Annotated in this window: 9 protein-coding genes, 1 tRNA gene and 1 pseudogene; 7 read left to right on the top strand and 4 right to left on the bottom strand. The window is 48.1% G+C overall.

Annotated features, from left to right (window positions below):
* Positions 1–9: 9 nt before the first annotated feature.
* Together FDZ78_RS03255 and FDZ78_RS14770 are read left to right on the top strand one after the other, a co-directional pair.
* Positions 10–360 (top strand): transposase family protein, encoded by a 351-nt coding sequence (locus tag FDZ78_RS03255; protein ID WP_107032970.1) that lies wholly within the window; start codon positions 10–12, stop codon positions 358–360.
* A gap of 133 nt (positions 361–493) precedes the next feature.
* Positions 494–1375: pseudogene (locus FDZ78_RS14770) on the top strand (transposase).
* A gap of 356 nt (positions 1376–1731) precedes the next feature.
* Here FDZ78_RS14770 and FDZ78_RS03245 read toward each other — a convergent pair.
* The gene (locus FDZ78_RS03245) at positions 1732–2961 is read right to left on the bottom strand and encodes an ISAs1 family transposase (RefSeq protein WP_240740327.1); all 1230 of its coding nucleotides are present in this window, start codon (positions 2959–2961) and stop codon (positions 1732–1734) included.
* Between the two features lie 292 nt (positions 2962–3253).
* On the opposite strand from FDZ78_RS03245, the gene FDZ78_RS03240 reads away from it, so the two are divergent.
* The 3 genes from FDZ78_RS03240 (at position 3254) to FDZ78_RS03230 (ending at position 7775) form a co-directional block, all read left to right on the top strand.
* A complete protein-coding gene (locus tag FDZ78_RS03240; protein ID WP_240743522.1) occupies positions 3254–4618 on the top strand; it encodes an IS66 family transposase in 1365 nt (454 codons plus the stop codon).
* Between the two features lie 347 nt (positions 4619–4965).
* On the top strand, positions 4966–5526 hold the full coding sequence (locus tag FDZ78_RS03235) for a T9SS type A sorting domain-containing protein (RefSeq protein ID WP_136409076.1): 561 nt from the start codon (positions 4966–4968) through the stop codon (positions 5524–5526).
* On the top strand, positions 5523–7775 hold the full coding sequence (locus tag FDZ78_RS03230; protein ID WP_124076461.1) for a hypothetical protein: 2253 nt from the start codon (positions 5523–5525) through the stop codon (positions 7773–7775). Before FDZ78_RS03235 ends, FDZ78_RS03230 begins: the two co-directional genes overlap by 4 nt.
* Before the next feature lie 174 nt (positions 7776–7949).
* On the opposite strand, the gene FDZ78_RS03225 is transcribed toward FDZ78_RS03230, so the two are convergent.
* Positions 7950–9161, bottom strand: a complete 1212-nt coding sequence (locus FDZ78_RS03225) for an IS4 family transposase (protein ID WP_136409075.1) — start codon at positions 9159–9161, stop codon at positions 7950–7952.
* Between the two features lie 131 nt (positions 9162–9292).
* Positions 9293–10045, bottom strand: coding sequence for a nitroreductase family protein (locus tag FDZ78_RS03220; protein ID WP_124076309.1), 753 nt, complete (start codon positions 10043–10045; stop codon positions 9293–9295).
* 128 nt (positions 10046–10173) lie between these two features.
* On the opposite strand from FDZ78_RS03220, the gene FDZ78_RS03215 reads away from it, so the two are divergent.
* Complete coding sequence (locus FDZ78_RS03215; RefSeq protein WP_240740326.1) at positions 10174–11727, top strand: potassium/proton antiporter; 1554 nt, start codon at positions 10174–10176, stop codon at positions 11725–11727.
* A 218-nt stretch (positions 11728–11945) separates the two neighbouring features.
* A tRNA-Ile gene (locus FDZ78_RS03210) sits at positions 11946–12019 on the top strand.
* Between the two features lie 314 nt (positions 12020–12333).
* On the opposite strand, the gene FDZ78_RS03205 is transcribed toward FDZ78_RS03210, so the two are convergent.
* On the bottom strand, positions 12334–13125 hold the full coding sequence (locus FDZ78_RS03205) for a hypothetical protein (protein WP_136409074.1): 792 nt from the start codon (positions 13123–13125) through the stop codon (positions 12334–12336).
* Position 13126 lies beyond the last annotated feature (1 nt).

Below are 13126 nucleotides of genomic sequence, written 5' to 3'. Positions count from 1 at the left end.
CTTTGCAAAATGAAACCAGACCAACTACTCAGATCCATCCTCCCCGAAGTCCTGATAGACAACTTCGACATTGACCGCTTTGAAAAAAGCGAGAGCCGTTTCGACATTTGGCTTGATGAGAAGAATGAACAACTTAGCGAAGACAAGTACAATAAAAACATAATCTGCTACGGTTTTGGTGATTACCGAACCATACAGGATTATCCCATAAGGGGGCGTGCCACATACCTGCATGTGCGGAAGCGCAAGTGGCTTGACAAATCCACCGGCGAGATATTCAGCTATGAATGGGATGTATCCGAATTCGACGGCACAAGGCTTAACGCCGAGTTCGTCGCTTTTTTAAAAGAGGGAGATTGAGAGCACTCCCGTCAGCATCTCCACTCTTGCCGAACGCAACGGTCTGAACGGACAGACACTGCCCAAGCAATACAAGGAAGTGATCAGCGACTATCGGTCATGGGACCAGCTTGACCATGCCGATGAATACATATTGTATCCTGAAAATTTCGGCGCGGACATGAGTCTTGACGAGACCTGCCTGAGCAATGGCGATGTCTATACCATACTGACCAACAAGGCCGCGCATGGAGGCAAAGGGGCTCTTGCGGCGATGGTCCGTGGTGTGTCAAGTGACACAGTGTCGGCAATACTGCGGAAAGTTCCTTTGAGGCAGCGCCTTAAGGTAAAAACGGTTACGACAGACCTTTCTTGAGCCATGATGCTGACTGTCAGAAACGTGTTTCCCGGCGCATCGCTTGTCAATGACCGTTTCCATGTCCAGCAACTCATTTCCGAAGCCGTTGACCAGCTGAGGATACGACACCGCTGGGAGGTGCTCGATGCCGAGAACAAGGCAATCAGGGAGCATCGCCGGAGGCGAAAGAATGCAACCTCAAAAGAAGAACGCGAACTGATCGGACAGTGGGAACCCGAAAGGATGGAGAATGGCGAGACCATGCCTCAGATAATGGCACGCAGCCGGCATATCATACTCAAGCACAAATCAAAATGGAACGTACAGCAGAAGATACGCGCCGGAATATTGTTCAGGATATTCCCCGATCCGGAAAAGGCATACGGACTGTTTCTAAAGCTTGTGGACATATTCAACGAAAAGACTTCTGCCGGAGTTGCCAGACTGAATCTCGCCAGATGGTACAACGAAGTGGAGGCCATCAGGAACAATGAATTCAACAAAGTCCTGGAGACTTTCGAGAACCACAACACCACAATAATCAACTATTTCGAGCGAAGGCTCACAAATGCCTCGGCAGAATCCTTCAATGCAAAAATCAAGGCGTTCAGGACACAGTCCCGGGGTGTCGGCGACATAAAGTTCTTTATGTTCAGACTGTCCACTCTATACTCTTGACATCTCCCTTCCGCCCACCGGAAAAATCCGCTGACCCGGATTCAAAACCGACTGAAATAATATCTCGAACGCTATAAGTTCGACACATAATTCGAGCCATCCGGAACACCGAATGGCTTGTTTGTTTTCGTAGGAGCCTCCGATTGCCAAAGGGTTGTCAACGTAACTATTCAGCGAATCGAACACAATCAGGTCGGTCAGCAACAATTTTAGAATAATTCTCTGAGTATCATCACGGCTTTTTCATTTAAGATAAAATAAAGTGTATACCTGCCCTTACCCGTTTCGAGCTGAAGCGGGTAATCTGTTATATCTGTATTTCAGTTGTTTATCTCTTCGTTAAAATCTTATTTTTTTCACTTTTGACTTAAAAATCGCATCAGTCTGGTAAAGCTCATCGAGATATGTCTGATCAGTTCGGCTATGCCTTTATTCTTATCCGATTGTTTCTTGCGAAGTCCTTTCCATATTGAGAACACCGAGTAAACTATTCTTTGTATGGTATCGAGGTTTCTGGCGGCTCTTGTTGACTTGCGTTTTATATTGTCCTGCTGAAGATTGTGGTCCAGCCCCCAATGCATACTTTCTATTGACCAGTGGTTGCGCACGAAGATTCCTGGCTTCGGAGTATGCGTAGGCATACTGCTGACGTACAGGCGTTTTTCTGAGGTGTGTACTCCTGTTGACTTTTTGACTGTGGACGATTCATACTCTATGATGGTCATGTTTCCGCCCCATTTCTTCTTGTCTGCGATAATGTCCAGTCCGTCATATACGCGGTAGGTTCTCGTCTCTATCCTGCCGTGGGCCAGTTCGGGACCTTCGGTGTAAGAATATACCGGTGTGTGTCCCGCAAGCCTGTCCTCAACGCCATATCGCAATGACGGCTGGTTGGCTTTGAGTTCTATCAGGAAGTCTCCGCCTTTCTTTCTGATTTTCTCGACAATATCCTTCTGCATAGACATTGCGTCGGCTGTGACAATCTTTCCTGCGACATCTATTTTATCAAGAAGTATCGGTATGGCCTTTATCTCGTTGCTCTTTTCCTGACAGGCTTCGGTGGCGAGTGTTATGCCGGTGTTGAACGAATAGGCCGAGACAATATCCGGGCTACGCCCGTTTTCCTGGACGGTGCCACGCTCAGCCTTGCCGTCTATGCAGATTATTTCAATGATGCGGCTGGCGCAAGTAAGTCTTTCAAGGAATATGTCTGCGAACTGCTGCATCCTGTCGGCCATATCCATATCGTTGATGCCGTTCTCCACACGGCAAAGCGTGGCCTCAGATGGTACGCCGTTCCTTAACAGGCCCATTTTGTGTAATTTGTTGAGGTTGTATCTGCCGAACTCCAATATCTCGGCTCGTCCGATGCATCCGGCCATACGTCCGAGTATCATCAGCATGATGATATCGTTGAGGCTGTGACGGAAATTGCCTTTGTCCAATCTACGGAAATCCGGCACGGATGAGGCAAACGCTCGAAGTTCTTCCATGATACTGCGCCTTGTGTCAAATTTATTGTGTACTTTTGCGGTATGATCAGGCGCATAGGCGTCAGTCGAACAGACTTGGTCAAGTGGCTTCATTTTTTGGCGTAACTCTTTGATTATCACCTACAAGTTACGAAAAAGCTGCCATTTGACCAATTTTTAAAGTATTTATTTTATTGAAAATCAGAGGCTAAAACATCCCTGCGTCCATACAGCTACCACTATAAAATAACACATTTTCCGGGAATGAGACTAAATCTTAAATGAAAGAGCCGTGGGAGTATCATCAAAATAATAGTGGTTTTGTTTGTGTATGTCAGATAAAATTGCTATTTTTGTATCTGTGAAACAACAGGTTAACGACATAAATTCAACTTTGGCAGGGCTATTGTCTGAGCTGAAGGAGTTACGGGGAACTATTGATTCCCAGCATGCCGAAATATGTTCGCTTAACCGAAATATAGATAAACTACTTAAGGAAAACCGTGAGCTACGCAAGCGGCTGGAGAAGTATGAACAGCCGCCGGAGAACTCCGGCAACAGCAGTACTCCGCCATCGAAAGAACCGATAAAGGCTGAGGTGGAACGCAGGACAAAATCATTGCGGAAGAAATCAGAAAGACCTGTCGGCGGTCAATCCGGGCATGAAGGAACGACACGCAAAAAGGTGGAGATGCCTGACGAAATCCAGGAAGTGTCATCCCGATATTGCAGTGAGTACGGGCGCGATTTGTCGGGTGTTGAAGGTGAGCTTGATTATGTCAGCCAAGAGATAGACCTGCCTCAGATACAGCCTATCTATCGTGAACGCAGATTTTATAAAAAAGTCTGTAGCTGCGGATGTTGCAATCGTGATTATGCACCGCGCCGCAGAGGCGGAAACGCCATTACCTTCGGTAAAAACATACGTGCCATTGCGACCTATCTGAGTGTGGTGCAATGCATGCCTTACGAACGGTTGCAGTCGCTGTTTGAGACGATGTTCAATGTCAGAATCAGTCAGGGAACGCTGGCCAATATCGTCCGTGAGATGCTTGAAAAATCCCGTCCTGCCATTGCCTTGATAGAACGTATGATAAAGGCATCCGCAGTAGTGGGCTTCGATGAATCGGGATGTTACACCAATGGGAAACTCAACTGGTCATGGATTGCGCAGACAACGTATCTGACTATAGTGTTTCGTGGAGCCGGCCGTGGCGCCAAGGTCCTTGAGGAGCGCTTCGGCGACTCACTGAAGAATATGGTCGCGGTGACAGACCGCCACAGAGCGTACTTCGCCATTGACTTCCTCAACAATCAGATATGTCTGGCTCATCTGCTGAGGAATCTCGAATATCTCAATGATATAGACAAGAAACAGACCTGGGCAAAAGATGTGCAGACACTGTTGCGGGGAGCCATACACCTGAGGAATGAGAAACCCGATGAGGTAATCCCTAAAGACAGTTGGCTGACGAGGCTGGATGAGTTGCTCAAAAAGAACCTTGACAGTCTGCGCAAAGAGTTTAATGAGTTGAAACGGGGAATAATCAGATGTCGGGATTACATATTCAACTTCCTTGAGAATCCGGCCATACCATCTGACAACAACGCGTCGGAACGAGGAATCCGAAAACTCAAGGTCAAGCAGAAAATATCCGGATGCTTCCGCTCCGGTACCGGTGCCGATGCCTTCCACGCACTACATTCCATTGCTGACACGGCCTGGAAAAACGGACAATCTCCTCTCGATGCTATATTGGCGCTCGTCTAAACTGACGGGCTATATCTTCGCATCCTTTGTTTTCGCTGAATAGTTACCTCTCACCCCTCCCAAGTTAATAAACAAAAATAAATGTTAACAAAATTGGGGGGGGTAATTTTTTATGCTTACTTTTGCACACTTAATATACCGAAACTCTGTCATCTTATTCATTTTTAAGTGTTGTTGAGTTGCTTAAAACCTATCTGTTTTTCTTTGGGTTCAATAATTTAGCCCAATCAATTTATTTAACCTGATATCCAATATTCTTAATAACCGGAGGCTGTGTCAAATCATAGTCTTGCTGAAGCGTTGCTATTTGTCTGATACCCCTCCAAATTAAACAGCCAGTCATTTATATGATTAAATTTAAGCCCCTGATCATTGCCGCTGCGTTGTCGGTGTGCACATGCCTCCCGGCATCGGCCAAAACCACACAACTGACAATCAAGTTCAAAGATGGCCGCAGCGTAGTGCTTGACCTTACCGCATCCGACAATGGAGACGAAAAACTGTTGCCCGTAATGACATTCACCCCTACCGCACTCAAAGTAAAGCTCCCGCCAAAGGAAACCGGAGAACCCGGAGTGACCGCACCACCATCAGTCTACACGTTTGAAGTTGAAGATCTTCAGGACATGGCTCCTATCGAAACCAACTCCACATCTGCCATCGCTGACATCATTGCGTCTGGCAACGCCATTGTCATAGCTCCCCTTGGTGGAGATCTTGTGAAAGTGACAGGCAGCGAGTCACTCAAATCCAGTGATGTGAGAGTCTTTGATCTCAACGGACGGCAGTGCGGCGCAGATGTCACAGATGAAAGTGTCGGCTCGATCACCCTCTCGCTAGCATCGCTCCAGCCCGGAATCTATATTGTAAATATCTCTTCTCATTCACTTAAAATTACCAAGAGATGAAAAAGACACTGACATTATGCGCCTTTGCTCTCGGCGCTTCATCAGCCTTCGCGCAACTGTCCACTGACCGCATACACAAGTTCATTCCTGTCACCTCCCAGGAATTCGGCATATTGCCCGGCCAGTCGAATCTTTCGCCGGAACTCCACACCAATGACATTGACTCCATAGCATTTGATGTTGATTCCCAGACATTTACCGTATACGGTGGATTTTCATTCGCACAAGACCGTGAGAAAAAAGCGACCTACAATCTTGAACTCCTCAAAGGCTTTGAGCTGACCTATCTTATGCCCGGATATATGCCCTCTACATGTCTTGACATGCAGAGAACCGGCAATAACGCCATTCGTCTGATGTGGCGTCCGGTCGATGATGCGGCTGGTTATCAGATCAGATATCGCATCACCGCCAATGAAATCGACTGGACCGACAGCGAAAAGATGGTAGGAGATACAATCGTAGGCGCCGGAGACTCAGACCTGTTGATCGAACATCTTGAATATAACACAACTTATAGTTTTGCGATACGCACACTATCTCCCAAGGGAGAGAACTTTCACTCCGAATGGTCTACCCGTATAAATTTCGGTCTTCCACAATGGAATTACCTGTCAATAGTGACATATCCCCGTTACATCGTACCGACAGTCGTCAGTCTTGTATCGTCCGGAGTCGGCTGTGTGACCCTTAAACTGAATACATTGTTTGACGAATCGCTCTATTCTGCCGATGAGATAGCAGAGATACGTTCTCACTTCGAATTGAATGGCAACCGTTTCGTTGTCGACAAGCTAAAACTGCGAAACTCTCTTACCGGCGAGGTTAAATACCTTCCTGTCACCGCATCAGATCTCGAAGTAGGAGAGATAACTCTGACAGACCTTGACGAAGGTGCTCTCTATAGCGTAGCCGCATATAACTCAAACATCAGGTGGGAGTGTGATGCCGTTTACAATTCAATCTCATTCCGCAGCAAAATTGACTCCTCAACTCCAATCGTAGTATCATCGGCCGATATCGGCACCGTTCTATCGGAATATATGGCAAATGATGCCCACGCAGAAAATCAGGTGTTTTATCTCGAAGGTGGCAAAACATATACAATATTTTCTAATGTAGAGATGTCAAAAGGCTTTACTCTTGCCACACGGCCTGAGGACTATGCCGTCGGCAAGAGGGCGAAAGTGGGATTTGCGAACTTATCAAACATGATGCTCGGCTCACTGAGTCAATCGGGCAACAGCCAATCTCCTGAAAACATTGCTCCAATCGTGTTTGACGGAATTGACTTCTCAGCACCGGCAGCACAGAATTACGGTTCAGGCTCAGTGACATCTAATTATTTTATTAACTCTTTGGCATCTGCAAATCCATTCACTCTACAGGCATTGGAAATCAGAAACTGTACTTTCCAAGGCTTCATCAGAGGTTTTGTCAGAGGGCAGGGTAACAATCACATCATCCTAAAAGTCAAAGTTGACGGAAATCTATTCTACAACTGCGGTTATTATGATGCCAGAGGCCAAGGATATGCATGGTTTGCCGGTCCTGGAAATGTCACAAACAATATGTTCAACAATTTTGAGTTTACCAACAATACTATTTATGACTCACCTCGCTCGAATCTTGTCACTGACAATAATAAGAATCTTAACTGGAGTGAGGACACAAAATGGAATATACGCATCGAAAACAATACATTTATTAACTTCTCGACACGTTCAATAGACCGTCATCTGATAAGCATGCGCTATATTCCCGGAGGGTCCTATATGTCAGTACAGCGCAATCTCTTCGTCCTTGCAGCTGAAGATAACGACACCCGTAATCTTTACTTCTCAGGCGCCGACATCCGCTTGGTCAATGGCAGTGGAAAATTCTCGTTTGATGTCAAGGACAACTATTCGGTAGGATGCCGAGACAAACACCTTGCAAATAACGGTATATTCACTAACTCTTCCGTTGCGTTCTCTGCTTCAAAGAACTCATTCGGAGCTTTTGCCAATAACAACAACGGCACAGCCGATGATTTAGTGGTTAAGGTTGGAGCAACCCCGCTCATGGCAACAGACCTGTTCACCAATCCTAATCCGCCATACACATCACACAATCCAACCTCATGCAATGCGCTTGACCATATAGCCCCTGACAATATCATGGAGGCTCTGCGCTACAAGCAGACCCCCGAAGTGCTCAACCACGAAATCTACAAGCTCTCGATAGGCGACCAGCGCTGGAAAAAATAGCTCCTGCACTCTGAAAATATAGAATAAACAGACGAGGGCGTATCAGATTGTAGAAATCTGATACGCCCTCGTCTGTTTATTCTATACTATTACTGTCCGCTAAACCATAAAAAGGCGAGTCCAACTTCCTGAACGGCAGAAGTTGGGCTTACTTTTTGTATTTGACAAGCCCCCTCAGCAGTTTTCAGGAACTTCGGGAGGCGATTCCGATGCTTCGGCGAGCATGATTTTCAGGTCTGCATCGGGCTGATTGAGGAACTTTTCGAGATTCAGGTAATACATCAGCACAATTCTGACGATTGTAGCCAGTCCTGAGAAGCTCCAACGTCTTTCGAGTTTGCTTTGAAGTACTGACAGCAGCAGATTTGCGATGAGTGTAACCCATATCTGGATTTTGATGGCGTTGGCGCTCTCGCCATAGAAGTATCTCAAGGGGAAGTTCTGTTTGATCTGCTTGAAAAGAGACTCTATCTGCCATCGGCGGCGGTATATCGCCACGATTGTCTCTGGCGGCATGTCGAAGTCGTTGGTCAGAAGCGATATGAGTTTTGGCTTCCCGTTCTTCTTGATGTCAACGTATGTAATTATTCTGGCGATGTGGTTTATACCGTCTTTACGGAACACCACGACCTGTTCACGGTATTCCATCAGTCCCTGCGGGTTCTGATGCATACAGTCTACAAGTACCTCATAACTTAGGTTCTTCTTCATTTTGGTGACATATACAACGCCACGGTCCGTCAGTTCCTCGAATTTGGCATAATTGATATAGGCGCGGTCAAGAGCGACTATCTCGTTGTGGCTGTAATGGCTCGGAGCAAGCATGAAAGAGTCATTGGTCGCCGCCGAAGTGAACTGCACGTCGCAGGGAACCCCCTCGTTGGCGTGTATGACAGAGTGTACCTTTATGCCGCCTTTCTTCTTTCCCGTCTTGGGGTGTCGACCAACACCCTTGAAAATAGCGTTGGAGAACAATGTGATTGTAGTGGAATCGATAATCCTAAGCTGCTTTATCCCGTTGCGTCTGCTGTCCGATGAAAGAATGTCTTTGTTGGCTGCATACAGGTCGCGATAGACATCCTCAAAGAACTTCTCTGACCGTCGGGCATTTGCATCCGACAGGGTGCTGCGCTTTGGTACAGTATCAATTCCGACATGGTGCAGTTTGCGAACCTCCGCTGTCATAGATGTCTCTATCTCACGCAATGAGTCGAAGCGCTGGATCACGGCATAGAGCATCGTAAGCAGATGCGTATAGCCGTCAAAGCTCTTTACATACTTCTCTCCGCCGTGTTTTCGGCTGAATTCAACAATTTTTTCACGATTGAGTGATTTTATCAGCTGTCCATATATCGGCTGTCCGAAGAAATTACTACTTTTACTCATGGTTATTCATGGATTGTTTGGCGACACCAAAATAACCAATTAGGGCTGACTCCTGCAATAGGTGTCAGCCCTAATTTTTCAATCGCTCAAAATAAGTTTAGCGGACAGTAATAATTCTATACGGGCCATTCTCAGCGGGTGATGTCAAACCCTCGCCGCTGCAGAGCGCGCAACATGCGGTAGTTCATAGCCTCCCGGTAATAGCCCACTATGTGTCCGGCCCAGTCGTTGTCGCTTTTCGTACCCTCGCGGGTGCGGTTATACTCGCTGACGGTCTCATCATAAGCCTTCAGTTCGTCAATCATCGCCTCGCTGTCCTGCCGGTAATGATTCTTATGGACCACAAGGTCCACAGGCTGCTTCGGCTTCAGATCAGGATGCTCACGCGGCACTCCGAGAGCCATCCCGCAGACCACAAAAGTCTTGTCGGGAAGCTTCATCAGCGATGCCACAGCCTCAGGAGCCGCCGTGCGGGCATAACCGATCGGACATGTACCCAGCCCAAGAGACTCAGCCATAGTCAGCGCGCTCATCATAGCTAGAGTCGCATCGACAACCCCGACAATCAGCCCGTCGGCCGTATTGGTAAAACCGGGGATATCAATCCCCTTCTCCTCGCTGAGCAGAGCAATCTTATGATAGTCAATAAGGAAAAGCAGAAAATGGCTGCAAGTCTTGATCTGCTTCTGACCCGTCAGGCCGTAGAGCTGCTCCTTGACATCCTGGTCAGTAATATCAATCACAGAAAACTGCTGCCCGTTGTAGCTCGTAGGAGTATTGCGGACAGCCTCGTAGATCAAAGCCATCTGCTCGTTGGTAATCGGCTCACGCTCATAACGGCGCACGGAGCGACGGTCCAAAAGTGTATCTTTCACATCTTTCATGTCAGGTAACCAAATTTATCAGTAATAGGGAGTATAGACGTTGATATGGCGGCACAATCCCGGATAGATCCGGATATATGTCGTTTAAACAAACATCTAACCGAACTTGTTCACACCTGACACCCTTCATGACTCCGCTCTTGCACACCTCTGCCAAATCGACTAACTTTGTGCCTATGGAACTCATCACCTCTGAAAACATAATCCTCATCGGCTCCATTCTCCTGATAGCCGGAGTCCTCATAGGCAAATCAAGCTACCGTTTCGGACTGCCGCTGCTGCTCATCTTCCTGCTTGTCGGCATGGCATTCGGCACAGACGGAGTCGGCATCCAGTTCAGCAACATGCACTCCGCCCAATTCATAGGCATGATAGCCCTCTGCATCATTCTCTTCTCAGGCGGCATGGGCACCAGACTCTCGGCAATACGCCCCGTCATAGTACCCGGACTCATACTCTCGACCATCGGAGTCCTCCTGACCGCACTGCTCACCGGACTGTTCATCTGGTGGCTCTCCGGCATGGATTGGACAAACATACATTTCGCCTTCATCCCATCCCTGCTCCTGGCAGCAACGATGTCATCGACCGACTCCGCCTCGGTCTTCGGCATACTCGGCAGCCAGAAAGTAGGCCTGCGCAACCATCTGCGCCCCATGCTCGAACTCGAAAGCGGCTCAAACGACCCGATGGCCTACATGCTCACCATCATCCTCATCGAAACCATCACCCTCGGCGGCGAACTCTCAGCCGGATCCATAATCATTGAACTGATCCTGCAGTTCGGAGTCGGCGCCACCGGCGGATTTCTCATGGGGAAACTCACCCTGTGGCTCATAGCCGTCTACCGACGCATCGACGCCAACGCCCAGTCAAAAGAAGACACCGGACAAGCCACATCAATGATCTCCATCCTCATGATCGGAGCCGTATTCTTCACCTTCGCAGCCACCACAGCCCTCGCCGGCAACGGCTATCTCGCCGTCTACATCTGCGGCATAGTCCTTGGCAACGCCACCCTCCCCAACCACCGCGGCATCACCAAATTTCTCGACGGCATGACATGGCTCGCACAAATCGTAGTCTTCCTCATGCTCGGCCTCCTCGTCAACCCCCATGAAATGATCGACGTAGCCGCCGTCTCCCTCCTCATCGGAATCTTCATGATCCTCATCGGACGCCCCCTGAGCATATTCCTAACCCTCGCCCCACTGCACAAAATCAGCCTCCGGTCCAAAGCCTTTATCTCCTGGGTAGGCCTTCGCGGAGCCGTCCCCATCATCTTCGCAACCTACCCCATAGTCTCAGGAATAGAAGGAGCCGGACAGATCTTCAACATCGTATTCTTCATCACCATCCTCTCCCTGCTCATCCAGGGCACCACTGTAATCACAGCCGCCCGCCGCCTCGACCTGATCTCCACCGACAACCCTGACAATGAAGACTTCGGCGTAGAACTCGCCGACGAACTCCCCACATCCCTCCAGACCCTCACCCTCACCCCCGACCATCTCGCCAAAGCCACAACCCTGCGCGACATGCAGCTCCCCCCAGGCAACCTCGTCATGATGATCCGACGCGGCAACCGCTACATAGTCCCCAACGGCACACGCAACCTTCAGCCCGGCGACACCCTCCTCATCATCAAGGAAGACAGCACAAACAAACCCGGAAAAGTGTAGAAACTCCCTGACAGCAACCCCAGCAACCAGGCCGAAGACAAAATAAATCCATCTGAAAACCAGGTCAAAATCAAAACCTTATAATATCACAGATAAAAAAATAAGCAAAAAAGCGCCTGACATATTTGACGGAAACAAAAAAATACCTACCTTTGCAACGCAAAACGCCTGAGGCCCCGTCAGCCCCGCAGTTGACATCAGCCACAAACAAAAGGCACGGTCCTATAGCTCAGTTGGTTAGAGCACCTGACTCATAATCAGGGAGTCCTTGGTTCAAGCCCAAGTGGGACCACCTCCTAAAAATCAAGCAGTTACGAAACAAATCGTAGCTGCTTTTTCTTTTATCTTGAACACAAATATGAACACAACTCCGCGCCAACTCATTTCAGCCGCCATTGACAGCCGCCGTGTTCATGCCCTTGTGTTCAAATTCTGTGTTCAAACTATAGCTGAGGAAAAAGAAAATTATGGGGAGCCATTTTCTTTTGCCCCGCCTCCATATATAGGTTTAGGTTTAACCGGGCATATATAAAGCCCGAACCAAACCAAAATAGATGAATATATTTGCGAAAGAGAAATGTTAAACTATGCTCTCGTTGCAGATAGCTATCTTGTGAGTATGCCGTGTAGAATTTGACCAACAGGGAGGCCGATTGCTACTTTTTTCTTTCCGGTGCCTACTTTGACGTAGGGAGTAACTATTGGTTCGGGACGGTATTCCTGGATGTACACCTGTTGGACGGTCTGGACACCGACAAGAACCCCAAATCGCTCGCCTAACGATTGGTTGACGTACCCTCCGAATTTAGACGTATCGTAGTAGCCAACCATTGCTGGTGGCATTGGCAGTCCGCCGCCAATCATAGGCGGTCTGCCGAAATAGTATGTGCCAAATGCTGTGAATGAGGTTGTCGGAGATAAATTATATGTGATGCTTCCATCCACTCCGTATTGAGTGTGTATGCCTCTGAAAAATCCATACTTGTTAACTTTCCCTCCAACATATATGTCAAAGTTACCAAATTGATGAAATACACGGAGAGCACCACTGTCAATCTGCATCAGTCCCGGATATACCGTAGTACCGCCCGAGGCTATGAATTCCCCATTTGTCCACCGGAAGATTGAAGCTTGTCCCGGAGCAAAGGTAAAATCGGGGATATTCAGTTTTAAAGGAGCTGAAGCACTATTATCGACGAGCGGGGTGCTCTCAGGGGCATATTGAAATGTCGGACCGATGTATGAGGTCAGATTGTCGCTTTTGACTAAACCGCCGATATTGATGGATTTAGCCAATGAGTCGCAGCGCAGACTGATTGTGTCCGGCACTTCCCGCTGTGCGAAACCCGCCAGCGGTGCCGCCAGGCAGATAACAAATGTAAGGATGTAAGCTTTCATA

Origin of the sequence: Duncaniella sp. B8 (assembly GCF_005304985.1) — a bacterium.
In the GTDB taxonomy this organism is placed as follows: domain Bacteria; phylum Bacteroidota; class Bacteroidia; order Bacteroidales; family Muribaculaceae; genus Duncaniella; species Duncaniella muris.
The sequence above is the reverse complement of the archived record's forward strand: the minus strand, read 5'-3'. Positions and strand labels throughout refer to the sequence as shown.